The sequence below is a fragment of the Streptomyces griseicoloratus genome (assembly GCF_014534645.1).
GTDB classification, from domain to species: domain Bacteria; phylum Actinomycetota; class Actinomycetes; order Streptomycetales; family Streptomycetaceae; genus Streptomyces; species Streptomyces griseicoloratus.
This window is the reverse complement of the sequence record NZ_JACVQF010000163.1, coordinates 140,064-164,278: the sequence shown is the minus strand read 5'-3', so window position 1 is coordinate 164,278 and position 24,215 is coordinate 140,064. Positions and strand designations below refer to the sequence as shown.

General features: G+C 72.1%; 17 protein-coding genes and 1 pseudogene. 7 read left to right on the top strand and 11 right to left on the bottom strand.

Annotated elements, in window-relative coordinates:
* Window positions 1-15 precede the first annotated feature (15 nt).
* The 11 genes from H0H10_RS06235 to H0H10_RS06185 all read right to left on the bottom strand — a co-directional run bounded on the left by H0H10_RS06235 (window position 16) and on the right by H0H10_RS06185 (window position 14,981).
* The gene (locus H0H10_RS06235; protein WP_188179816.1) at window positions 16-3,738 is read right to left on the bottom strand and encodes a ThuA domain-containing protein; all 3,723 of its coding nucleotides are present in this window, start codon (window positions 3,736-3,738) and stop codon (window positions 16-18) included.
* Window positions 3,739-4,014: 276 nt separating this feature from the next.
* Window positions 4,015-5,013 (bottom strand): sugar phosphate isomerase/epimerase family protein, encoded by a 999-nt coding sequence (locus H0H10_RS06230; RefSeq protein ID WP_188179815.1) that lies wholly within the window; start codon window positions 5,011-5,013, stop codon window positions 4,015-4,017.
* A 15-nt stretch (window positions 5,014-5,028) separates the two neighbouring features.
* Window positions 5,029-6,288 (bottom strand): Gfo/Idh/MocA family protein, encoded by a 1,260-nt coding sequence (locus tag H0H10_RS06225; RefSeq protein ID WP_188179814.1) that lies wholly within the window; start codon window positions 6,286-6,288, stop codon window positions 5,029-5,031.
* A gap of 84 nt (window positions 6,289-6,372) precedes the next feature.
* A complete protein-coding gene (locus H0H10_RS06220; RefSeq protein ID WP_188179813.1) occupies window positions 6,373-7,416 on the bottom strand; it encodes a substrate-binding domain-containing protein in 1,044 nt (347 codons plus the stop codon).
* A gap of 17 nt (window positions 7,417-7,433) precedes the next feature.
* Window positions 7,434-8,453 (bottom strand): ABC transporter permease, encoded by a 1,020-nt coding sequence (locus H0H10_RS06215; protein WP_188179812.1) that lies wholly within the window; start codon window positions 8,451-8,453, stop codon window positions 7,434-7,436.
* Window positions 8,450-9,967: a sugar ABC transporter ATP-binding protein gene (locus tag H0H10_RS06210; RefSeq protein WP_188179811.1), complete on the bottom strand. Its 1,518-nt coding sequence runs from the start codon at window positions 9,965-9,967 to the stop codon at window positions 8,450-8,452. The genes H0H10_RS06215 and H0H10_RS06210 overlap by 4 nt, the downstream gene beginning before the upstream one ends.
* 196 nt (window positions 9,968-10,163) lie before the next feature.
* Window positions 10,164-11,345, bottom strand: coding sequence for an ROK family transcriptional regulator (locus H0H10_RS06205; protein ID WP_188179810.1), 1,182 nt, complete (start codon window positions 11,343-11,345; stop codon window positions 10,164-10,166).
* A 238-nt stretch (window positions 11,346-11,583) separates the two neighbouring features.
* Window positions 11,584-12,261, bottom strand: a complete 678-nt coding sequence (locus tag H0H10_RS06200) for a GntR family transcriptional regulator (protein WP_188179809.1) — start codon at window positions 12,259-12,261, stop codon at window positions 11,584-11,586.
* A gap of 184 nt (window positions 12,262-12,445) precedes the next feature.
* On the bottom strand, window positions 12,446-13,393 hold the full coding sequence (locus H0H10_RS06195; protein WP_188179808.1) for a beta-ketoacyl-ACP synthase III: 948 nt from the start codon (window positions 13,391-13,393) through the stop codon (window positions 12,446-12,448).
* A 138-nt stretch (window positions 13,394-13,531) separates the two neighbouring features.
* Entirely contained in the window at window positions 13,532-13,675 is a 144-nt protein-coding gene (locus H0H10_RS06190) for an MFS transporter small subunit (RefSeq protein WP_188179807.1), read from the bottom strand.
* The gene (locus H0H10_RS06185; protein WP_188179806.1) at window positions 13,644-14,981 is read right to left on the bottom strand and encodes an OFA family MFS transporter; all 1,338 of its coding nucleotides are present in this window, start codon (window positions 14,979-14,981) and stop codon (window positions 13,644-13,646) included. The genes H0H10_RS06190 and H0H10_RS06185 overlap by 32 nt, the downstream gene beginning before the upstream one ends.
* Window positions 14,982-15,151: 170 nt before the next feature.
* Between H0H10_RS06185 and H0H10_RS06180 the strand changes: the two genes are divergently transcribed.
* From H0H10_RS06180 to H0H10_RS06150, 7 genes and pseudogenes are all read left to right on the top strand, one after another.
* Window positions 15,152-16,123 (top strand): 2-dehydropantoate 2-reductase, encoded by a 972-nt coding sequence (locus H0H10_RS06180; RefSeq protein WP_188179805.1) that lies wholly within the window; start codon window positions 15,152-15,154, stop codon window positions 16,121-16,123.
* Entirely contained in the window at window positions 16,120-18,045 is a 1,926-nt protein-coding gene (locus H0H10_RS06175) for a molybdopterin oxidoreductase family protein (protein ID WP_188179804.1), read from the top strand. The genes H0H10_RS06180 and H0H10_RS06175 overlap by 4 nt, the downstream gene beginning before the upstream one ends.
* Window positions 18,046-18,051: 6 nt before the next feature.
* The gene (locus H0H10_RS06170; protein WP_188179803.1) at window positions 18,052-19,986 is read left to right on the top strand and encodes an NADH-ubiquinone oxidoreductase-F iron-sulfur binding region domain-containing protein; all 1,935 of its coding nucleotides are present in this window, start codon (window positions 18,052-18,054) and stop codon (window positions 19,984-19,986) included.
* The gene (locus H0H10_RS06165) at window positions 19,983-20,843 is read left to right on the top strand and encodes a 2Fe-2S iron-sulfur cluster-binding protein (RefSeq protein ID WP_188179802.1); all 861 of its coding nucleotides are present in this window, start codon (window positions 19,983-19,985) and stop codon (window positions 20,841-20,843) included. Before H0H10_RS06170 ends, H0H10_RS06165 begins: the two co-directional genes overlap by 4 nt.
* Before the next feature lie 20 nt (window positions 20,844-20,863).
* The gene (gene fdhD, locus H0H10_RS06160; RefSeq protein WP_188179801.1) at window positions 20,864-21,712 is read left to right on the top strand and encodes a formate dehydrogenase accessory sulfurtransferase FdhD; all 849 of its coding nucleotides are present in this window, start codon (window positions 20,864-20,866) and stop codon (window positions 21,710-21,712) included.
* Between the two features lie 145 nt (window positions 21,713-21,857).
* Window positions 21,858-22,190 (top strand): annotated as a pseudogene (locus H0H10_RS06155) (zinc-binding dehydrogenase); the annotation flags it as partial.
* A 120-nt stretch (window positions 22,191-22,310) separates the two neighbouring features.
* Window positions 22,311-24,203, top strand: coding sequence for an exo-alpha-sialidase (locus H0H10_RS06150; RefSeq protein WP_188179800.1), 1,893 nt, complete (start codon window positions 22,311-22,313; stop codon window positions 24,201-24,203).
* The last annotated feature ends 12 nt before the right edge of the window (window positions 24,204-24,215 follow it).

Genomic DNA, 24,215 nt, shown 5'->3' with positions numbered 1-24,215 from the left:
CCGCCCGCCGCCGTTCTAGTCGCCCGTGACGGGCAGTTCCTTGAGCTGGATGTTGCGGAAGGAGACCTGGTCGCCGGCGCCGTGGTTCTGCAGGCCGATGTAGCCGTCGGTCAGGCTCCGCTCGGGGTCCTTGTTGGTGAAGTCATTGATCTTGACTCCGTTGAGGAACACCTGGAGGCGTTCGCCCTGGACCTTGATCTCGTAGGAGTTCCACTGGCCGGGCGGGCGCAGCACCTGGTCACGGGCCTTGATGTTCGCCGACTTGAAGGAGTAGACCGCGCCCGTCGTCCGGTCGGGTGCGTCCGTCGCGTCGATCTGGATCTCGTAGCCCTTGTTCACCGCGGACCAGGGGTCGTCGGAGGCCGGGAAGCCCACGAAGACTCCGGAGTTGTCGTCGCCCTGCATCTTCCAGTCGAGCTTGAGGGAGTACGACTTCAGCTCCTTGGCCTGGTACCAGAGCAGGCCCATGCCGCCCTCGGACTCCATCACGCCGTCCTTGACGACGAACTTGCCGGGTCCTGCCTGCTTCCAGCCGTCCAGGGTCTGGCCGTTGAAGATGCCCCGGTAGCCCTTGTTCGGCTTGCAGTCGGCCTTGACCTGGCCGGTGGCGTACTGCAGGCCGCCGAGCAGGTGGGCGCGGAAGGCCGCGTCGGCGTAGGACTCCTTGGTGTGTCCGCCGCCGGTGTAGAAGGAGCGGCCGCCGCCGTAGCTCTGGCACCAGGCGATCGGGTGGTCGCCCTTCATGTTCCCGCCCTGGTAGGTGGTCTCGTCCAGGGTGGCCAGGACCTTGGCCTGCTCACGCGGGTTGGTGCGGTAGTTGTACCACTCGTCGGTGCGCTCCCAGGTGTCGCCGAGGTGCGCGGTGGACGGGTGGTCGTGGTCCTCGACGCGCACGGTGGCCTTCTGGATGGCCGGGTGCGAGTGGAAGTAGGCGCCGACGAGGCCGCCGTAGAACTCCCAGTCGTACTCGGTGTCGGCGGCGGCGTGGATGCCCATGTAGCCGCCGCCGTTCGCGACGTAGTTCTCGAACGCCTTCTGCTGCTCGGCGTTGAGGACGTCACCGGTGGTGGACAGGAAGGCCACCGCGTCGTACTTGGCGAGGTTGGCGGTGGTGAACTGCCTGGCCTCCTCGGTCGCGTCGACCGTGATGCCGGCCGGGGCGCCCAGCTCCTTCAGCGCGGCGATGCCGGCCGGGATGGAGTCGTGGCGGAAGCCGGCGGTCTTGGAGAAGACCAGGAGCTTCTTGCCGCCCTTGAACGGCTCCTTGGAGAACTCGAAGTCGTCCACGTCGAACAGCGCGCCCTCGCCGCCCCTGAAGACCAGGTAGATCTCCGTGGTGCGGCCGGGCAGCGCCCGCAGCGGCACGTCGACGTTCTGGAAGGTCTCCCAACTGCCGGTCGGCGGGATGTACGCCGAGCCGTGCAGCGGACCGTCGGGCGAGCCGGTACGCAGCTCGACGAAGCCACCCGCGCCACCGGAGGAGGCCCGTACGGTCATCTTCTTCTGCCCGTCGAACCGGTAGGGGCTGAAGGAGATCCAGTCGCCGTCGTTGATGTCGCCGACGGTCTTGCCGCCGTTGGCGGCGCTCTTGTCGTACGTCTTCACGCCCGACTGGGCGGAGAAGTGCTCGGCCTGGCGGTGCAGCGGCTGGAGCACGGTGCGGGCGGTGCCGGTCAGGGACTCCTGGCCGTTCGCCCCGCCGTCGGCGTAGCTCGCGCCGACGACGCCGTAGATGTTGGCGTTGGGGTCGTGTCCGCCGTCACCGGCGGGCGGCTTCAGGGTGCCCTCGCAGCCCGTCTCGCTGGTCAGCTCATGGGCGTGGGAGTCGTGGCCGAGGCTGTAGACGACCTTGACCCTGGAGCAGTCGACGGTCTCCTCGGGGTCGGTGACGGTCACCTTGAACGGGACGGGCTCGCCGAACGCGGCCAGGCTGCCGTTGCCCGGGACCTCGATCTTCACCTTGGGCTCGGTGTTGCCGACGACAATCCGCACGCTGGCGTTGCCGGTGTTGCCCTCGGGGTCCTTCGCGGTGAAGGTCGCGGTGTAGGTGCCCACCTTCTTGTACTGGTGGGTGGGGTTGAGGCCCTCGCCCTTCGTGCCGTCGCCGAAGTCCCAGCCGTAGGTGAGGTCCGGCGAGTCGGCGTCCTTGGCGGAGGCGGTGAAGGCGACCTTCAGGCCGGCCGCGCCGGAGGTCTTGTTCGCGCTCACCTCGGCGATCGGGGAGAAGCCGTCCTCGGCGTTCTCGATCCGGTACAGGGCGGAGTTCTCGTCGCCCTGGAACCAGGAGACGCCGTAGTCGAGGACGTAGAGCGCGCCGTCGGGGCCGAACTCCATGTCCATGATCTGGGTGCCGGTCCACGGGAAGTCGTTGATCTTCGCGACCGTTCCGTCGCCGTTCTGCTCGATCCGCTTGATCCAGCGGCGGCCGAACTCGCCCGCGAAGAAGTCACCGTCGTACGCCTCGGGGAACTTCACCTTGGAGTCGAGGCCGGCGTCGTAGCGGTAGACCGGGCCGGCCATCGGGGACTCGGAGCCGCTGCCGAACTCGGGCACGCTGCCGCCGTCGTAGGGGATCCAGGCCGGCTGGGCGGGCGGCAGGTCGACGAGGCCCGTGTTGTGCGGCGAGGTGTTCTTCGGGGCGTCGCAGTCGAACTTCTCGCCGGAGGTCTTGGTGGCGAAGTCGTAGTCGACGTAGGCGTCGTTGTCGCCGGTGCAGAAGGGCCAGCCGAAGTTGGCGGCCTTGGTGACCTTGGCGAACTCGACCTGTCCCGCCGGGCCCCGCTTCGGGTCGGCGGCACCGGCGTCGGGGCCGTAGTCGCCGACGTAGACGGTGCCGGTCTTGTCGTCGACGCTCATGCGGAACGGGTTACGGAAGCCCATCGCGTAGATCTCGGGACGGGTCTTCTCGGTGCCGGGGGCGAAGAGGTTGCCCTCGGGGATCGTGTACGAGCCGTCCTCGGCGACCTTGATGCGCAGGATCTTGCCGCGCAGGTCGTTGGTGTTGCCGGAGCTGCGGCGGGCGTCGAAGGCCGGGTTGCGGCCGGGCCGTTCGTCGATCGGCGTGAAGCCGTCGGAGGCGAAGGGGTTGGTGTCGTCGCCGGTGGACAGGTAGAGGTTGCCCTCGGCGTCGAAGTCGATGTCGCCGCCGACGTGGCAGCAGGTGCCGCGGGAGGCCGCGACGTCCAGGACCTTCTTCTCGCTGGCCATGTCCAGCGTGCCGTTGGGGTTGAGGACGAAGCGGGAGAGGCGGTTGACGCCGTCGAACTTCTTGAAGTCCTCGGCGGTGCCGGTCTCCGGGGCGTCGCCCGCGGGGGTGTCGAGCGGCGGGGCGTAGTAGAGGTAGATCGCCCGGTTGTTCTCGAAGTCCGGGTCGATGCCGACGCCCTGCAGACCCTCCTCGTCATGGTTGTAGACGTCGAGCCGGCCGGCGACCTTGGTGACACCGCCCTGGTCGGTAAGGCGCAGCGTGCCGTCGCGCGAGGTGTGCAGGACGCTGCGGTCCGGGAGCACGGCGAGCGACATCGGCTCGCCCATCTCCGGCTCGCCCTTGGCGAGCGGTACCTGCTGGAACTGGCCTTCGGCGGCTGCCGGTTCGTCCTGCGCCGCTTGGCCGGGGTGGGCGCCGGCGACGGTCGCCGGGGCGCCCACGGCCAGCATCAGGCCGGTGAACAGGGCGAGGGTGGTGCGGACTCTGGGGCGCCTCGTGGTCCTGGTGCTTCTGGGTCTGCTTCTGTGCACGAAGTCCCTCCGGGAACGGTGGCCGTACGGGATGGGTGCGAAGACGTGCGGTGCGAAGACGTGCGTGCGGGCGCCGGGGTGCGCCGTCACCCCGGAGACATGGGTGTCCTGAACACTTCAGGGACGGTAACCGCGTTCTTCCGGGGCCGACACCCCTTGGATCAGGACGGGAAGAACTTTTTCCAAACGCGGGACAAAGCGGGCTCCGGGCAGGTCGGACCGGGGACCGGCGGACGTGCCGGCCCCCGTCCCCCGACCTCCCGCCGGGCGTGCGGATCAGCTGTTGAACGCGGCGTCGAAGGACGCGCTGGGCGGCTCGAAGTCGAAGGCCTTGAGACGGGTGAGCGCCTCGGGGGCGCCCTGGAGCCGGTCCATGCCGGCGTCCTCCCACTCGACGGAGACCGGGCCCTGGTAGTCGATGGAGCGCAGCATGCGGAAGACGTCCTCCCACGGGACGTCGCCGTGGCCGGCCGACACGAAGTCCCAGCCGCGCCGGGGGTCGCCCCACGGCAGGTGCGAGCCGAGGCGGCCGTTGCGTCCGTCGAGGCGCTTGCGGGCCTCCTTGCAGTCGACGTGGTAGATCCGGTCGCGGAAGTCCCACAGGAAGCCGACGGGGTCCAGGTCCTGCCAGACGAAGTGCGAGGGGTCGAAGTTGAGGCCGAAGGCGGGCCGGTGGTCGACCGCCTCCAGGGCGCGCTGTGTCGTCCAGTAGTCGTAGGCGATCTCGCTGGGGTGGACCTCGTGCGCGAACCGCACGCCCTCGGCGTCGAAGACGTCCAGGATCGGGTTCCAGCGGTCGGCGAAGTCCTGGTAGCCGCGTTCGATCATGGACTCGGGCGCCGGCGGGAACATGGCGACCAGGTGCCAGATGGCGGACCCGGTGAAGCCGATGACGGTGTCGACGCCGAAGCGGGCGGCGGCCCGGGCGGTGTCCTTCAGTTCGGCCGCGGCGCGCTGCCTAACGCCCTCGGCGTCGCCGTCGCCCCAGATGCGGGCGGGCAGGATCGCCTCATGGCGTTCGTCGATGATGGCGTCGCAGACCGCCTGGCCGACCAGGTGGTTGGAGATCGCCCAGCACTTCAGCCCGTACTTGTCGAGCAGCTGGTGCCGGGAGTCCACGTAGCCGGGGTCCGCGAGGGCCTTGTCCACTTCGAAGTGGTCGCCCCAGCAGGCGAGTTCGAGGCCGTCGTAGCCGAAGTCACGGGCGAGACGGCAGACCTCCTCCAGGGGCAGGTCGGCCCACTGGCCGGTGAACAGGGTGAAGTTGCGCGGCATCCGCTTCTGGCCTCCTCAGACGGCTATCGGGGTGTAGACGGAGTTCTTCTCTGCGCTCTCCTCCACGGCCGCGAGCACGCGCTGCACCTGCAGACCGTCGGCGAAGGAGGGTTCGGGCCGGCGGCCCTCGGCCACGGCGTGCACGAGGTCGCGGGCCTGGTGGACGAAGGTGTGCTCGTAGCCGAGGCCGTGGCCCGGCGGCCACCAGGCGTCCAGGTAGGGGTGGTCGGGTTCGGTGACGAGGATGCGGCGGAAGCCGGCGTGCGCCCCGGGCTCCGTGCCGTCGTGGTACGACAGCTCGTTGAGCCGCTCCAGGTCGAAGGCGAGCGAGCCGCGCTCGCCGTTGAGTTCGATGCGCAGCGCGTTCTTGCGGCCGGTGGCGTACCGGGTGGCCTCGAAGGAGGCGAGGGCGCCGGAGGTGAAGCGGCCGGTGAACACGGCGGCGTCGTCCACCGTGACCTCGCCGGTGGTGCCGTCCGCCGACACCGCGGACAGGCCGACCGCCGCACCGCCGGGCAGCGGACGCCGGCGTACGAAGGTCTCGGTGAGGGCGGAGACGCCGGCCAGCCGCTCCCCCGTCAGGTACTGCGCCAGGTCGACGATGTGCGCGCCGAGGTCGCCGAGCGATCCGGAGCCGGCCAGTTCCTTGCGCAGCCGCCAGGTCAGCGGGGCCTGGGGATCGACCAGCCAGTCCTGGAGGTAGGTCACCCGGACGTGCCGCAGCCGGCCGATCCTGCCCTCGGCGACCATCCGCCGGGCCAGCGCGGTGGCGGGCACCCGGCGGTAGTTGAAGCCGACCATCGCCAACTGGCCGCGCTCGGCCGCCTCTTCGGCGGCGCGCACCATGGCCTCGGCCTCGGCGACGGTGTTGGCCAGCGGTTTCTCGCACAGTACGTGCTTGCCGGCGGCCAGCGCGGCCAGCGCGATCTCGGCGTGGCTGTCGCCGGGGGTGCAGATGTCGACGAGGTCGATGTCGTCCCGCTCCACCAGGGCCCGCCAGTCGGTCTCGGTGCTCGCCCAGCCGTGCCGGTCGGCGGCGGCGCGCACGGCGTCGGCGTCCCGGCCGCAGATCGCGGTCAGCTGCGGGTTCAGGGGCAGGTCGAAGACCCGGCCGGCGGTGCGCCAGCCCTGGGAGTGGGCGGCGCCCATGAAGGCGTAGCCGACCATGCCGACCCGCAGCGGCGGTCTGGACGCGGACGCCCCCGTGGCCGCGGTCCCGGTCCCGGTGGCTGCTGCCTCCGCCTCGGCCCCCTCGGGCTGCTGCGGCTGTCCCATGCGGATGTCCTCCTCGTCGTGGTGGCGCGGTGGGGGGTGGGCCCCGCCCCGCCGGGCTGGTCAGGCCCGGCGGGACGGCGGGCCTCACTTGAAGCCGGTGGACATGTACTGGTCGACGTTGTCCTTGTCGACGACGGCCGAGTACAGCGTGATCGACGCGGGGATCTCGTACTCGGCCATGCCGCCGATGCCCTTGCCCTGTCCGAGGGCGCGCGCGAGGTCGATCGCGGAGGCGGCCATGGTCGGCGGGTACAGGACGGTCGCCTTCAGTACGCCGTTGTCCTGCTTGATGGCCTGGAAGGCGGAGAGCGCACCCGCTCCGCCGACCATCAGGAAGTCGTCGCGTCCGGCCTGCTCGATGGCGCGCAGCGCGCCGACGCCCTGGTCGTCGTCGTGGTTCCACAGGGCGTCGAACTTCGACTGGGCCTGCAGGAGCTGGGCCATCTTGGCCTGCCCTGACTCGACGGTGAAGTCGGCGGCCTGGCGGGCCACCTTCTTGATGTTCGGGTAGTTCTTCAGGGCGTCGTCGAAGCCCTGGGTGCGCTGCTTGGTCAGCTCCAGGTTGTCCAGGCCGGCCAGCTCGACGACACGGGCGTCGGCCTTGTCCTTGAGCTTCTCCCCGATGTAGTGACCGGCGTTCAGGCCCATGCCGTAGTTGTCGCCGCCGATCCAGCAGCGGTAGGCCTGCGGGGTGTTGAAGATCCGGTCGAGGTTGACGACCGGGATGCCCGCGCGCATCGCCTTCAGCCCGACCTGGGTGAGCGCCTTGCCGTCGGCGGGCAGCACCACCAGGACGTCGACCTTCTTGTTGATGAGGGTCTCGATCTGGCCGATCTGCTGGGCGGTGTCGTTGGAGCCCTCGGTGACTTCGAGGGTGACGTCCGAGTACTTCTCGGCGCGCTTCTTGGCGTTGTCGTTGATGGCGTTGAGCCAGCCGTGGTCGGCCTGCGGACCGGCGTAGCCGATGGTGACCGGCTTGCCGGGCTTGTCGTCGGCGGCCGGCTGGTCGTTCGCGGCCGGCTTGTCGTCGTCGGACGACTCGTTGCTCGTGCACCCGGTGAGGAAGGCACCGGCGGACACGGCGGCGGCTCCGAAGAGCAGTCCTCTGCGGCTCGTGAGCTCTGTCATGACGGTGAACCCTCTCCTCAAGGCGTGCTTGCGGTACGGCGCTGGACCAGCACGGCAGCGACGATGATCGCGCCCTTGGCGATCTGCTGGACGTCGGTCTGCAGGTTGTTCAGGGCGAAGATGTTGGTGATCGTGGTGAAGATCAGGACGCCGAGCACGGAGCCGACGATGGTGCCGCGGCCGCCGCTGAGCAGGGTGCCGCCGATGATCGCGGCGGCGATGGCGTCCAGTTCGTACAGGTTGCCGTTGGTGTTCTGGCCGGATCCGGACAGGACGATCAGCAGGAAGGCGGCGATGCCGCAGCACAGCCCCGACAGCAGGTAGAGGTAGAGCCGCTGGCGGCGGACGTCGATGCCGGCGAGCCGGGCGGCCTCCGCGTTGCCGCCGACCGCGACGGTGCGGCGGCCGAAGGTGGTCCGGTTGAGCACGAGCCAGCCGACGACGGTGACGGCCGCGAAGACCAGGACCAGGGGCGGGATGCCGAGGACGTAGGAGTCCCGCTCGCCGAGGTCGAGGATGCCTTCGACCGTCACGATCTGGGTCCGGCCGTCGGTGATCTGCAGGGCGAGTCCGCGGGCCGAGGCCAGCATGGCGAGGGTGGCGATGAACGGCACCATCGCGCCGTAGGCGATGAGCACGCCGTTGACCAGTCCACAGCCGACGCCCACCACGATCGCGGTGAACAGGATGCCGAAGAACCCGTACTCCTGCGTGGCGACCGTGGTCGCCCACACCGAGGCCAGCGCGACGATCGCGCCGACGGACAGGTCGATGCCCCCGGAGATGATCACGAAGGTCATGCCGACGGTGACGACGCCGATGACGGACGCCTGGGTGAGGACGAGCTGCAGGTTGCGGGTGTCGAGGAATTCGTCGGGCTTGGTGATCCCGCCGATCAGGACCAGTACGGCGAGGACGCCGAGCAGGGAGAGGGTGCGGACGTCGGCGCGGGCCAACAGGCCCCGCCAGGCGGGCGGCCCGTCCACCGGTGCGGCCTTGCCGGTGCCGCCCCGTGGCGGGGACACGTGCTGCGTCATGACGCCGGGCTTCCTTCCATCACGAGGTCGAGTACGCGGTGTTCGTCGAGTTCGCGGGCGGGCGCCTCGTGCACGACGCGGCCCTCGCGCAGTACCAGCACGCGGTCGGCGAGGCCCAGTACCTCGGGCACCTCGCTGGAGACCAGCAGGACGGCGAGGCCCTCGTCGGCGAGGCGGCGGATGACCGCGTACAGCTCGGCGCGGGCGCCGACGTCGACGCCGCGGGTGGGTTCGTCGAGGAGCAGGACGCGGCAGCCGCGCAGCAGCCAGCGGGCCAGGACGGCTTTCTGCTGGTTGCCGCCGGACAGGGTGCGCACGGGCACGGACGGGTTGTCGGGCCTGAGCGACAGCTCACGCGTCGCCGCGCGGGCCGCGCCCAGCTCGGCGCCCCGGTCGATCCAGCCGCCGCGGGCGAAGCGGGACATGGAGGAGACCGACACGTTGCGGGTGACGGACTCCAGCATCAGCAGCGCCTGTGCCTTGCGCTCCTCGGGGGCGAGCCCGAGCCCGGCGCGGACGGCGGCGCGCACGCTGCCCGGCCTGAGCGGCCGGCCGTCGACGAGGACCTGGCCGGTGGAGGGCTTGCGGGCCCCGTAGACCGTCTCCAGGATCTCCGAGCGGCCGGAGCCGACGAGTCCGGCGAGGCCGACGATCTCCCCCGGGCGGACCTCCAGGTCGAGGGCGGCGAACTCGCCGTCCCGGGACAGCCCCCGCACGCTGAGCACGGGTTCGCCCTGTGGTGCCGAGGCCGGCCGGTCGGGGAAGACGTACTCGACGTTGCGTCCGGTCATGAGCGCGACCACCTCGCGGGTGGGCGTCTCCTTGGCAGGCAGCCCGCCCGCGACGGCCCGGCCGTCCTTCAGGACGGTGACCCGGTCGCCGATGCGGCGGATCTCCTCCAGGCGGTGCGAGATGTAGACGACGGCGACGCCCTCGGCGGTGAGGTCGGCGACGATCCGGAAGAGGTTGTCGACCTCGTCCGGGTCCAGGGCGGCGGACGGCTCGTCCATCACGATCAGCCGTACGTCGTGGGAGAGCGCCCGCGCCATGGACACGATCTGCTGCTGTGCCGCCGACAGTTCGCCGACCAGCCGCCCGGGATCGATCTCCGGGTGCCCCAGCCTTGCGAGCAGCTGGGCCGTCGAGGCCCTGGCCGCCCGCCCCCGTACGACGAAACCGGCGGTCGTCGGCTCGTGGCCGAGGTGGACGTTCTCGGCGACCGACAGGTGCTCCACCAGGTCGAGTTCCTGGTAGATGGTGGCGATGCCGAGGCGCATGGCGGCGATGGGCGAACGCAGGGTGACGTCCTCGCCGCGCCAGCGGATGGTGCCGGTGTCGGGCTGGTGGGCGCCGGCCAGCACCTTGATGAGGGTGGACTTGCCGGCGCCGTTCTGGCCGAGCAGGCAGTGCACCTCACCGGCCTGGACGTCGAGGTCGACGCCGTCCAGGGCCCGGACTCCGGGGAAGGACTTGGTGATTCCGGACATGCTGAGCAGCGGTGGTTCTGGAGCCATGTGTGGTCCCCTCGGCGGGCGTACGGGCCGGTGTCAGGGCAGGGCGGAGCACGGTGGGGCGGCGCGGACAGAGTGGTACGCGGTGGGGTGATACGGGCAGGGCGGTGCGCGGTGGGGCGGTGCGGGACGGAGTGGTGCGCTTGCGGAGGTGCTGGTGTGCTGCGGGTACGACTGTGCTGCGGGTACGACTGAGCTGTTACGCGGGTGAGAACAGGTGGTCGCTGATCAGCCGGGCCGCGCCGATGACTCCGGCGGTGGGGCCCAGTTCCCCAAGGACGATGGGCAGGTTGCCGGTCGCGAGCGGCAGCGACTGGCGGTAGACCTGGGTGCGGATCGCGGCGAGCAGGTTGTGGCCGAGTCCGGTCACCCCGCCGCCGATCACCACGAGACCCGGGTTGAAGAAGCTGACCAGGCCGGCGATGACCTGGCCGGTGCTCCGGCCGCCCTCCCGGATCAGGTCGAGCGCGGTGGCGTCGCCCGCGGCGGCCGCGGCGGCGACGTCGGCGGCGCTGAGGCCGCCGTTCGCCTCCAGCCGGCCGGCGAGTTCGGCCGAACGGCCCTGCTGGGCGGCCTCCGTGGCGTCGCGGGCCAGTGCCGCGCCGCTGAAGTGGGCCTCCAGACAGCCCCGGTTGCCGCAGGCGCACGGACGTCCGTCGGGCACGGCCTGGATGTGCCCGATGTCGCCCGCGCTGCCCGTCGTGCCGCGGTAGACGTCACCGCCGACGACGATGCCGCAGCCGATGCCGGTGCCGATCTTGACGACGAGGAAGTCGTGCACGGTGCGGGCGACGCCCGCGTGCTGCTCCCCCAGCGCCATCAGGTTCACGTCGTTGTCGACCATGACCGGGCAGCCGAGTTCCTGGCTGAGCGCCTCCCGCACGGGGAAGCCGTCCCAGCCCGGCATGATCGGCGGAGCCACCGGCACGCCCTCGGGGAAGCGGACCGGCCCCGGGACCCCGATGCCGGCGCCGTCGAAGCCCTCCGCGAGCCCGGAGGCCCTGAGCTTCGCGGCCATGGACAGCACCTGCTCGAAGACCGCGACGGGTCCCTCGCGTACGTCCATGGGCTGGTTGATGTGCCCGAGGATCTCCAGCTCGGCGTTGGTGACGGCGACGTCGACCGAGGTGGCGCCGATGTCGACGCCGAGGAAGCGCAGGCCGGGGTTGAGGCGGATGTTGTGGGAACGGCGCCCGCCGCGGGAGGCGGCGAGTCCGTCGGCCACGACCAGCCCCGTCTCCAGCAGGCGGTCCACCTCCACGGCCAGCTTGGACCGGGACAGGTCGACCTGGTCGCCCAGCTGGGCGCGGGAGTTGGGGCCGCCGTCACGCAGCAGCTGGAGCAACCGGGCCTGATGGGCGTTCGCGGGTCGCGCCGTCATCCGTCTCACGAGCCCCTCCCCGCCTCAATCGGCTTGTGCGCGCCGCTTTTCGGCCGCGTCCGTGGCTTGCTTTCGAAGGGAACGTAGCAGCGGACGACGGGGCTGGGAAGAAGTCGCGCACGAATTCCTGCCGACTTTCTCCACTGAGAGGACAAAGACGCGTCGGATGCCCCCTTCTGCCGGGCACGAAGAGGGCCGCCCGGCACGTCGCCGAGCGGCCCGGAAGGCGGCGCCGGGGTCAGGACTTCGCGCGTGCGTGGTACGACTGCCGGGTGTGCTCGGTGTGTTCGCGCATGAGCCGTGTCGCGCGCTGTTCGTCCCGGTCGTCGATCGCGGCGATCAGCCGGCGGTGCTCGATCCAGGACTGCCGGCCGCGCTGCCGGGCGATCGGCGTGTAGTACCAGCGCACCCGGCGGTCGACCTGCGCCGCGAGTTCGGCGAGGACCGCGTTGCTGGCCAGCTCCATGATCTTGGCGTGGAAGCGGGCGTTGAGGGCGACCGCGGCGTCCACGTCGTCGGCGGCGACGGCCTGCTCGCCCTGCTCGCACAGCTCCTCCAGGGCGGCCACGCCGGCACTGTCCGCGGCCGCGGCGGCGAGCCGGGCGGCCTCGGCCTCCAGCAGCGTACGGACCGTCAGGAGCTGGTCGGCCTCCTCCTCCGTCGGCTCGTGCACGAACGCGCCCTGGGCGGGGCGAAGATCGACCCATCCCTCGGTGTTCAGGCGTTGCAGGGCCTCCCGCACGGGCTGCCGGGACACGCCGAGGTGACCGGCGAGTTCGCTTTCGACGAGGTGCTGGCCGGGCTGGAGGGCGCGGGTGGTGATGAGTTCGAGCAGCGCCTCATAGACACGGTCCCGCAGCGGACCGGGCCGTTCGAGCCTGGGCACCGCGCCCTGCGGCAGTCCTGCGGACAACATCGGTCCCCCTCGTGGTCGACGCGCGGCGGCCGCGGCGGGAGCGGGCGAAGCCGGGGCCGGGTCCGCGTGGCACTGAGTATCCGTTGTCTATCGTCTACAGTCTACGGCGCACAGTGGCCAGAGCGGCGGGGAGTAGGACGCGTCACACCCCGCCCGGCGCCGCCTGGCGGCTCGCATGGCCGGCCTACGGGCAGCGGACGACCTGTCCGGCGTACGAGAGGTTGCCGCCGAAGCCGAAGAGGAGCACCGGGTCTCCGGTGCCGATCTCGCCGCGTTCCACCAGCTTGGACAGGGCGAGGGGGATGCTCGCCGCCGAGGTGTTGCCGGAGTCGACGACGTCGCGGGCGACGACGGCGTTCACGGCGCCGATCTTCTCGGCGAGGGGCTCGATGATGCGCAGGTTGGCCTGGTGCAGGACGACGGCGGCGAGCTGGGCCGGCTCCACTCCCGAGCGCTCGCAGACCTGACGCGCGATGGCGGGCAGCCGTGTGGTCGCCCAGCGGTAGACGCTCTGCCCCTCCTGCGCGAACCGGGGCGGCGTGCCCTCGATGCGCACGGCGTTCCCCATCTCGGGCACGGACCCCCACAGCACGGGTCCGATCCCCGGCTCCCGGCCCGGGCCGGCGGCCTCCACGACGGCGGCCCCCGCCCCGTCGCCGACCAGCACGCAGGTGGTGCGGTCGGTCCAGTCGGTCACGTCGGACATCTTGTCGGCGCCTATGACCAGGGCGCGGGTCGCGGAGCCCGCGCGCACGGCGTGGTCGGCGGTGGCCAGGGCGTGGGTGAAGCCGGCGCACACCACGTTGACGTCCATCGCGGCGGGCCCGGGGATGCCGAGGCGGGCGGCGACGCGGGCGGCGGTGTTCGGGGAGCGGTCGATGGCGGTGGAGGTGGCGACCAGCACCAGGTCCACGTCCGCCGGCGCCAGCCCGGCCGCCGCCAGTGCCTTGGCGGCGGCGTGGCCGGCCAGCTCGTCCACCGGCTCGTCGGGCCCGGCGATGCGGCGGGTACGGATCCCCACCCGGCTCCTGATCCACTCGTCGCTGGTGTCGACCCTGCCCGCCAGGTCCTCGTTGGTGAGAATCCCGGCGGGCTGGTAGTGGCCGACGGCGGTGATGCGCGAGCCGTGCATGGTGGAATCCCCCTGGTCCTCGGGTTGCGGGATCCACCAGTCTGATCAGTGACCGACGGGTACGACGGCAGGTGAAGCGACAGGAATCGGGCGCCCGCCTTGTCGGCTTCGGTCAGCGTCCACGGGCGCCCGGACGCCTCACCCCGTGAACAGCTGGGTCGCCTTGCGGACCAGCTCGTAGAGCCCGTAGGCGAGCGGGGCCCCCACCCAGAGCCAGGCGAAGGCGATCAGCGGCCGGCGGCCGGGCAGGTCAGGCGGACTCGGGCTGCTGTCGTGGGACATCGGCGGCCTCCTTCGGTGCCGGGGCGGAAACGTGGTGCCGGGCGTGCACCGGCCGGACGAGTTCGTTGGCGACGAAGCCGACGACCAGCAGCCCGATCATGATGACCAGCGACATCCCGTACAGGGACGAGCCGTGCCGGCCGGCCTCCTCCTGCCGGTCGGCGATCCAGTTCACGATCAGCGGCCCGAGGACCCCGGCGGTGGACCAGGCGGTGAGCAGCCGCCCGTGGATCGCGCCGACCTGGTAGGTGCCGAAGAGGTCCTTGAGGTAGGCGGGGACCGTGGCGAAGCCGCCGCCGTAGAAGGAGAGGATGACGAGGGCGCACAGCACGAACAGGGGCTTGGAGGAGTCGCCGAACAGGGCGATCAGCGCGTACATCAGCGCGCCGGCGCCGAGGTAGACGCGGTAGATGTTCTTCCGGCCGATCAGGTCGGAGGCCGACGACCAGCCGATGCGGCCGGCCATGTTGGCCGCCGACAGCAGCGCCACGAACCCGGCGGCGGCCGTCGCCGACACCGGTGTGGAGGTGTCGGCGAAGAAGTCCGTGATCATGGGCGCGGCCTTCTCCAGGATCCCGATGCCGGCGGTGACGTTCATGCACAGCACGATCCACAGCAGCCAGAACTGCGGGGTGCGCACGGCGCTGCGCGCCGAGACCTGGACCCCTTCGAGCGGGGCCGGTGAGCCGTCCGCCGCCCCGGGGGTGCGCGGCACCCGCACCAGCAGCACGCCCAGCAGCATGAAGACGGCGTACGACAGCCCGTGCACGAGGAAGGCGAGCGCGATCCCGGTGTTGTCGGCGCCGAACGACTCCAGCATCCGGGCCGACCACGGCGAGGCGATCAGCGCCCCGCCGCCGAAGCCCATGATGGCGATGCCGGTGGCCATGCCGGGCCGGTCCGGGAACCATTTGATGAGCGTCGAGACGGGCGAGATGTAGCCGATGCCGAGGCCGATCCCGCCGACGAAGCCGTAGCCGAGGACGATCAGCCAGTACTGCTCGCTCGCCGCACCGAGCGCGGAGAGCAGGAAGCCGGACGAGAAGCAGACGAGGGCGACGGTCATGGCCCAGCGGGGCCCGTTGCGTTCCACGAGCGTGCCGCCGAACGCGGCGGACAGACCGAGCATGACGATGCCGAGCTGGAAGGGCAGCGCGCTCTGCGTGCCGCTGAGACCGAGCGCGGACTCCAGGGGCGGTTTGAACACGGACCAGGCGTACGCCTGCCCGATGGAGAGGTGGACGGAGAGTGCGGCGGGGGGAACGAGCCAGCGGCTCCAGCCCGGGGGTGCGACGGGGGGACTCATGGGTCCCCAACCGTAGGCAGAGAGAAAGCGGTTGAGAAGACAACTGCCGGTGGTGCTTGCGCGAAGCCTTGCTGGCCCAACCTCCATACTGTAGACAATATTTCGTCGACAGGCTTGTCATCGTGTCGGCAGTTCCTCGGTAACCCTCGGCCGGACGGAGCTGGATCGCCATGAAAGTCGCAGTCCTCGGCGCCGGAGCGATCGGCGCCTACGTCGGCGCCGCGCTGCACCGCGCGGGCGCCGACGTCCATCTCATCGCCCGTGGACCGCATCTGGCGGCCATGAGGCGGCACGGAGTACGGGTGCGCAGCCCGCGCGGCGACTTCACCGCGCGCCCGCGCGCCACCGACGACCCGGCCGAGGTCGGCCCGGTCGACTATGTCTTCCTGGGGCTGAAGGCCAACTCGTACGCGGCGTGCGGGCCGCTGATCGAGCCGCTGCTGCACGGCACCACGGCAATCGTCGCCGCCCAGAACGGCATCCCCTGGTGGTACTTCCACCGGCACGGCGGCCCGTACGACGGCCACCGGCTGCAGAGCGTGGACCCGGACGGCGCGGTCAGTGCGGTGCTCGCGCCCGAGAGGGCCGTCGGCTGCGTCGTCTACGCGGCCACCGAACTTCAGGAGCCCGGCGTCGTACGGCACGTGGAAGGCACCCGGTTCTCCCTCGGCGAACCCGACCGCAGCGTCTCGGCGCGCTGTCTGGCGTTCGCCGAGGCGATGCGGGCCGGCGGCCTGAAGTGCCCGGTGGAGCCGGAGCTGCGCAGCGACATCTGGCTGAAGCTGCTGGGGAACATCTCCTTCAACCCGATCAGCGCCCTGGTCCGCGCCACCATGGGGCAGATGTGCCGGCACGGCGGGACCCGCCGGGTCATCGAGACGATGATGGCCGAGACGCTGGCGGTCGCCGCGGCCCTCGGCTGCGAGGTCGGCGTCTCCATCGAGCGCCGGCTCGCGGGCGCCGAGAAGGTCGGCGACCACCGCACCTCCACGCTCCAGGACCTGGAGCGCGGCAAGCCGCTGGAACTCGACGTCCTGCTGGCGGCCGTCGTCGAACTGGCGGAGATCACCGGGGTGCCGGTGCCCACCCTGCGCACCGTGCACGCCCTGTCGGACCTGCTCGCGCTGAGGAGCGCCGCATGAGGAAACGCGACCGGAGCACGAAGACCTACACCAGGCTCACCCACCCGCTCGTCCGGGACTCGCGCGACGCGCCCTTCCGCCGGGCGACCTGGGAGGAGGCCCTGGACCGCACGGCCCGGGGCCTTCGGGCGGCCCAGGGCGCGTTCGGGATGTTCTCGTGCGCCCGCGCCACGAACGAGATGAACTACGTCGCCCAGAAGTTCGCCCGGGTCGTCATGGGCACCAACAACGTCGACTCCTGCAACCGCACCTGCCACGCACCGAGCGTCGCGGGCCTGTCGGCGGCCTTCGGCTCGGGCGGGGGCACGTCCTCGTACGAGGAGATCGAGCACACGGACGTGATCGTGATGTGGGGCTCCAACGCCCGCTTCGCGCATCCGATCTTCTTCCAGCACGTGCTGAAGGGGATACGGAACGGCGCCCGCATGTACGCCGTCGATCCGCGCCGCACCTCCACCGCCGAGTGGGCGGAGAGCTGGCTCGGCCTGAACGTGGGCACCGACATCCCGATGGCCCACGCCATCGGCCGCGAGATCATCCACGCGGGACTGGCCAACGAGGCGTTCATCGAGCGGGCGACGACGGGCTTCGAGGAGTACCGGGCGCTCGTCGAGCCGTGGACGCCGTCCCTCGCCGAGAAGGTGACGGGCGTGCCGGCCGCCGCCATCCGTGAGCTGGCGCACGCCTACGCCCGCGCCGAGCGCGCCCAGCTGTGCTGGACCCTCGGCATCACGGAGCACCACAACGGCACCGACAACGTCCGCGCGCTGATCAACCTCTCCCTGCTCACCGGCCACGTCGGCCGCTACGGCTCGGGCCTGCAGCCGCTGCGCGGCCAGAACAACGTGCAGGGCGGCGGCGACATGGGGGCGATCCCCAACCGCCTGCCGGGCTTCCAGGACATCCTCGACGCGGACGTCCGGCTGAAGTTCGAGTCGGCCTGGGACACGGTCATCCAGCCGAGCTACGGGCTGAACCTGACGGAGATGTTCGAGGCCATGGAGGACGGCTCGCTGCGGGCCGTGTACTGCATCGGCGAGAACCCGGCCCAGTCGGAGGCGGACAGCGAGCAGGCCGTGAGGCGGCTGAAGGCGCTCGACTTCCTCGTCGTGCAGGACATCTTCCTGACGAAGACCGCCGAACTGGCCGACGTGGTCCTCCCGGCGACGGCCGGCTGGGCGGAGACCGACGGCACCACCACCAACAGCGAGCGGCGCGTCCAGCGCGTCCGCAGGGCGGTCTCCCCGCCCGGCGAGGCCCGCGAGGACATCGACATCCTCTGCGACCTGGCCGCCCGACTCGGCCACGACTGGAAGTACGCCGACGCCGAGGCCGTCTGGAACGAGCTGAGGTCGCTCTCCCCGGACCACTACGGAATGACGTACGAACGCCTCGCGGAGCACCAGGGCATCCAGTGGCCCTGCCCCAGCACCGACGGCCTCGAACCCACGTACCTGCACGGCCGGCTGTGGGACCCGGACCCGGACCGGCGGGGCAGGCCCGCCCCCTTCGGGATCGTGCGGCACGACCCGCCCGTGGACCTCACCGACGAGGAGTACCCGATCCGGCTGACCACCGGCCGGCGGCTGGACTCCTACAACACCGGTGTGCAGAGCGGCGGCTACGCCTCCCCGCTCAGGCGCGGCGAGGCGGTCGAGCTGTGCCCCGAGGACGCCGAGCGCTACGGGGTGGTGGTCGGCGAACAGGTGCGGGTCGCCTCGCGGCGCGGGTCGGTCGTCGCGCCCGTGTGGATCGACACGGCGCTGCGGCCCGGGCTCGCCTTCATGACCTTCCACTTTCCCGACGAGGTGGACACCAACCGGCTGACGATCGAGGCCAACTGCCCGATCGCCGGGACGGCGGAGTTCAAGGCGTCGGCGATCCGGATCGAGAAGCTGCCGGCTGCGACACACGTGAGGTGAGCACAGGTGGACCTGCACTTCGGCGACAGCAAGCCGACGGACGACGAACGGGCGGCCGTGGACGCCCTGCTGGGACCACCGGAGTCCTCCTGGGAGGGCGCCGACCGGACCGACGCCGACCTGCGGTGGGCGCGCGGCGGCCGGGAGGCCCGCGACCGCCGCGACCTGCTGCTGCCGGGGCTGCACGCCCTGAACGACCGGGTCGGCTGGATCAGTGAGGGTGCCCTGGACTACCTGTGCCGGCGGCTGACGGTGCCGCCGGCGGAGGCGTACGGGGTGGCCACCTTCTACGCGATGTTCTCGGTGCGTCCCCGCCCCGCGACCGTGCTGTACCTGTGCACCGACCTCGCGTGCACGGCGGCCGGGGCGCCGGAGCTGTGCGCGGGCGCCGAGGCGCGGCTGGGGCCGGAGAGCGGGGTGCGGGTCGAGCGCAGCCCGTGCCTGGGTCTGTGCGAGCGGGCACCGGCGGCACTGGTGATACGTGCAGGGGAAGATCCAGCCCGTCCGGCGTTTGAGGACGAGGCCCGTCAGGGCCGAAGCGGGGGTCCGGGGGCGGCAGCCCCCGGGGCCGGGAACGGGAAGGGGCGGCGGGGGCGAAACACCCTACGGGCCACCGCCGTCTGCGCCCCCGCCACCGTTGACACCACCGTCCAAGCGGCCACCGCACCCGAGACCGCCCGCACCGAACCCCCACCCACCACGGCGGTCCCCCAGGCGGGCGACCCCACCCTGACCCTGCTGAAACGCATCGGCACCGTCGACCCCGGCTCCCTCGACGACTACCGGGCCCACGGCGGCTACACGGCCCTGCGCCGCGCCTTCGAGCTGGGCCCCGCCGCGGTGATCCGTGAGGTCACCGACTCCGGCCTGCTCGGCCGCGGCGGCGCCGCGTTCCCGACGGGCCGCAAGTGGCAGGCCACGGCGTCCCGGCCCGACCACCCGCACTACCTCGTCTGCAACGCCGACGAATCCGAGCCGGGCACCTTCAAGGACCGCGTCCTGATGGAGGGCGACCCGTACGCGCTGGTCGAGGCGATGACGATCGCGGCGTACGCTACCGGCGCGCACAAAGGCTACCTGTACCTGCGCGGCGAGTATCCGCGGGCGACGCACCGCATGCGCCACGCGATCGAGCAGGCGCGCGCCAGGGGTCTGCTCGGCGACGACGTGCTCGGCCAGGGCTACGCCTTCGACATCGAGATCCGGCGGGGCGCGGGCGCGTACATCTGCGGTGAGGAGACGGCCCTGTTCAACTCCATCGAGGGCTACCGGGGCGAACCGCGCTCCAAGCCGCCGTTTCCCGTGGAGAAGGGTCTGTTCGGCAAGCCCACGGTGGAGAACAACGTCGAGACGCTGGTCAACGTGCTGCCGATCCTGACCATGGGCGCCGCCGCGTACGCGGCGATCGGCACGCGACGGTCCACCGGGCCCAAGCTGTACTGCGTGTCGGGCAGCGTGGAGCGCCCCGGCGTCTACGAGCTGCCGTTCGGCGCGACGCTGGGCGAGCTGCTGGAGCTGGCCGGGGTCCGCGAGGGGCTGCGGGCGGTGCTGCTCGGCGGGGCGGCGGGCGGCTTCGTACGGCCCGACGAACTGGACGTCCCGCTCACCTTCGAGGGGACGCGTGAGGCGGGCACGACGCTCGGTTCGGGGGTCGTCATGGCCTTCGACGACACGGTTCCGCTCCCCCGGCTGCTGCTGCGCATCGCGGAGTTCTTCCGCGACGAGTCGTGCGGGCAGTGCGTGCCGTGCCGGATCGGGACCGTGCGCCAGGAGGAGGCGCTGCGCCGGATCGCGGACCGCACGGGTGCGGCCGCGGCGGACGACATCGCGCTGCTCAGGGAGGTGGGCCGCGCGATGCGGGACGCCTCGATCTGCGGTCTGGGCCAGACCGCGTGGAACGCCGTGGAATCCGCCATCGACCGTCTGGGGGCGTACGAATGACCGCGATACCGCTCGGAGTGCCGCGCCGGCTGGTGGAGTTCACGCTCGACGGACAGGAGGCCCGGGTGCCGGAGGGGTCGACGATCCTCGACGCCTGCCGGGCCGCCGGGAAGGAGGTGCCGACCCTGTGCCAGGGCGACACGCTCGCCCCGAAGAACGCCTGCCGGGTGTGCGTGGTGGAGGTCGAGGGCTCCCGCACCCTCGTCCCGGCCTGCTCCCGCAAGGCCGAGCCGGGCATGGAGGTGCGCACGGACACCGAGCGCGCCCGGCACAGCCGCAAGGTCGTCCTGGAACTGCTCGCCTCCTCGGTCGACCTGTCCACGACGCCCCCGGCCGCGCAGTGGATCAAGGAGTACGAGGCGAAGCCCGACCGCTTCGGCCCGGACGCCGCCCGTCTCGACGAGGAACCCCGGGTCGACAACGACCTGTACGTGCGGGACTACGGCAAATGCATCCTCTGCTACAAATGCGTGGACGCCTGCGGCGACCAGTGGCAGAACACCTTCGCCATCTCCGTCTCCGGCCGCGGCTTCGACGCCCGGATCGCCGTCGAGCACGACGCCCCGCTGACCGACTCGGCGTGCGTCTACTGCGGCAACTGCATCGAGGTGTGCCCCACCGGGGCCCTGTCGTTCAAGTCCGAGTTCGACATGCGCGCGGCGGGCACCTGGGACGAGTCACGGCAGACGGAGACGACCACGGTGTGCGCGTACTGCGGCGTGGGCTGCAACCTCACGCTCCACGTGCAGGACAATGAGATCGTGAAGGTCACCTCGCCGCACGACAACCCGGTGACCCACGGCAACCTGTGCATCAAGGGCCGCTTCGGCTACCAGCACGTACAGAACCGGGACTGACCGGTACGAGGGGCACGGACATGGGACGAGTCACGGAACGACGCAAGGTGATCCGCATTCGGGACGGGGCGGTCTCCACCCGCCCGGACACGCTCGTCGCCGAGGAACCGCTGGAGATCCGGCTGAACGGCAAGCCGCTCGCGATCACGATGCGCACTCCGGGTGACGACTTCGCGCTGGCCGCCGGGTTCCTGGTGAGCGAGGGCGTGCTCGCCGAGCGGGGCGACCTGCAGAACATCGTCTACTGCGCGGGCGCCACGGTCGACGGCTCCAACACGTACAACGTGGTGGACGTCAAGACCGCCCCGGGCGTGGCGATCCCGGACATCACCCTGGAGCGGAACGTCTACACGACATCGTCCTGCGGCCTGTGCGGCAAGGCGAGCCTGGACGCGGTCCGTACGACGGCCCGGTGGCCCATCGCCGACACGCCCCCGGTCCGCGTCGAGCCGGAGCTGCTGGCCGGCCTGCCCGACCGGCTGCGGGCGGCCCAGCGGGTCTTCGACCGCACCGGCGGCCTGCACGCGGCGGCCCTGTTCACCGAGGACGGGGAACTGGTGGACGTCCGCGAGGACGTCGGCCGGCACAACGCGGTCGACAAGCTGGTCGGCCGCGCCCTGCAGAACGGGGACCTGCCGCTGTCCCGCTCGATCCTGCTGGTGTCCGGCCGGGCCTCCTTCGAGCTGGCGCAGAAGGCCGTGATGGCCGGCATCCCGGTGCTGGCGGCGGTGTCGGCGCCCTCGTCGCTCGCGGTGGACCTGGCCGCCGAGACGGGCCTGACGCTGGTGGGCTTCCTGCGGGGCGGTTCCATGAACGTGTACGCGGGCGAGGACCGCATCGCCCTGCGGGCCGCGGCCGCCCAGGGCTGACGCGGTTCCCCGCGGCACGGCGACGGGGCCCCGACCGGCGGGGAGCGCCCCCTGCGCCGCAGGGGCCCCGTCTCACGACGGCGTGCGGCGGGTTCGGTCCACATGGTGGTCTACGACGACGGGGGCGGGCCCGTCGACTGCGCCCGTCCTCGGCGCGGTCGGCGGGGAGGTGCTCGCCCCGGCCGTCGGCGCCCTCGCGGCGGGCGGGCGGCTGGTGGCGTACGGCTCGGGCGGCGGGACCGTACGGGCGTACGACCTGCTGGTGGGTGCGCGGACGATGACGGGTCTTCAGATCGCGCGGATCGCCCGTGAGGAACCCCGGCTGTACGAGGCGTGGCGCCGGGAGTTGTGGGACCTGTTCGCGGACGGTGCGCTCCGGCCCGTCGTGCACGGGCGGTTCGGGCCGGCGGAGGCGGCCGGGGCGCACGAGGTCGTCACGTCGCGCCGCAACCTCGGGAAGGTGGTCCTCGTTCCCTGAACGCCGAGGCCGCCCGGGCGACACGCACGCGATCCGGCGGGCGTACCGGCGGGGAACGCCGTCGCTCCGTGATCTCCTGATCACCGGCTCCCGACCAGCCGCCCGAAGGGCAGACCGTCCATGCCGTCACCTCCCCGCACCCGCCCGGGATCCCCCCTGACCGCCCTCGCCGCCCTGCTGGCCCTGGCGACGACGGCCGCGGCGGCCGCCTCGCCGCCGTCCGCGCACGCCCGGTCCGCCGGCCGCGCTCCGCGGTTCGAGCAGCAGGTCCTCTTCGACGCGGCCCGGGAGCCGGGCTACGCCTGCTTCCGCATCCCGGCCCTCGTGCGGACGACCCGCGGCACCCTCCTCGCCTTCGCCGAGGGCCGCGCCCTCAACTGCGGGGACGCGGCCGACATCGACATCGTCCTCAGACGCTCCACCGACGGCGGACGCACCTGGGGCCCGCTGCGGGTCGTCAACGAGGGCGGCGGCGACACGCACGGCAACCCGGCCCCGGTCGTCGACCGCGCCACCGGCCGGATCCTGCTGGCCGAGACCTACAACGCCGGCCGCACGGACGCCGAGAACTGCGCGGTGCCCTGCGAGCGCGTCCCCCACCTGCAGTACAGCGACGACGACGGACTCACCTGGTCGACACCGCGCGACCTGAGCGCGGAGGTCCGGCCGCCCGGCTGGAACGCCTGGTACGCCACCGGCCCCGTGCACGGTGTACAGCTCACCGGCGGCCGCCGTGCCGGACGCCTCGTCCTCGGCGTCAACGCCGAGACCTGGGACGGCGACCGGGTCACCGGCAACCACGCGGCGCTCCTCGTCAGCGACGACGGCGGCGATCACTGGCGGGTCGGGGCCACCGACACCTGGCCGGTCGCCGCCGACGGCACCTTCCGGCAGAAGCCGTCCGAACTGACCCTCACCGAGCGCGCCGACGGCTCGCTCCTGGTCAGCGGACGGGAAGAGGAGGGCGCCGACCTCGGCCACCGCACCCAGGCCGTCAGCCACGACGGCGGCGACAGCTTCGCCGCCCCCTTCCGGGCCCTGCCGGACCTGTACACCCCGCAGGTGCAGGGCTCCGTGCTCCGCCTCGGCGACCGGCTGCTGCTGTCCGCCCCGGCCGACCCCGACCGCCGCCGCACGATGACGATCCGGTCCTCCTACGACGGCGGCGCGAGCTGGGACGGCGTGGACCGCGGCACGGTCGTCACCCGGGACTGGTCCGGCTACTCCGACATGACCGCGGTCGACGAGGCGACCGTGGGCCTGCTGTACGAGGCCGGCGCGGTGGACGCCCGCGACGAGATCCGCTTCGCCCGCTTCACCGAGGACTGGCTGCGCCCCCGCCGGGGCCCGGACCCCACCACCGCCGACCTCGCCCGGGGCGCGGCGCCCGCGGCCGTGCTCGGCGGCGCCGCCCCGGCGGCGGACGGCGCGGCGGGCGGCGCGCTCGCCTTCGACGGCGCCGACGACGCCGTACGCCTGCCGTACCGGGACCGGCTTCCGCTCGGGGCCGGGGACTTCACCGCCTCGCTGTGGTTCCGGTACACCGCCGCCGACGGGGAGCAGCCCCTGCTGTGGATGGGCGGCGTCGGCACCCGGCAGCCCCAGGTGTGGCTGCGGGCCGAGCCCGGCAGCGGCCGGGTCCAGGGTCTGATCACGGCACGGGACGGCGCGGCGGCGCCGCGGTCGGCGTACGTGCGCGCCGCCGGCGCGTACAACGACGGCCGCTGGCACCATGTGGCACTGCGGCGCGGCGGCGGGCGGCTCACGCTGTTCGTGGACGGGACGTCGGTGAGCGCGCCGGACGTGCCCGGCTCGGTCAGCCGGAACTCGCCGTTCGGCGTGCACATCGGCGAACGCGTGGACGGCCGGGCCCGTTTCAGGGGCGCGATCGACGAGGTGCGGGTCTGGAACCGGGCGCTGACCGACGAGGAGATCACCGCCGGGGACCCGGCCACGGCCGCCCGGAACACCGTCCTGTGGCTGCCCCTGGACCGGGTGGACACCGGCGCCTGACGTGCCCGGGCG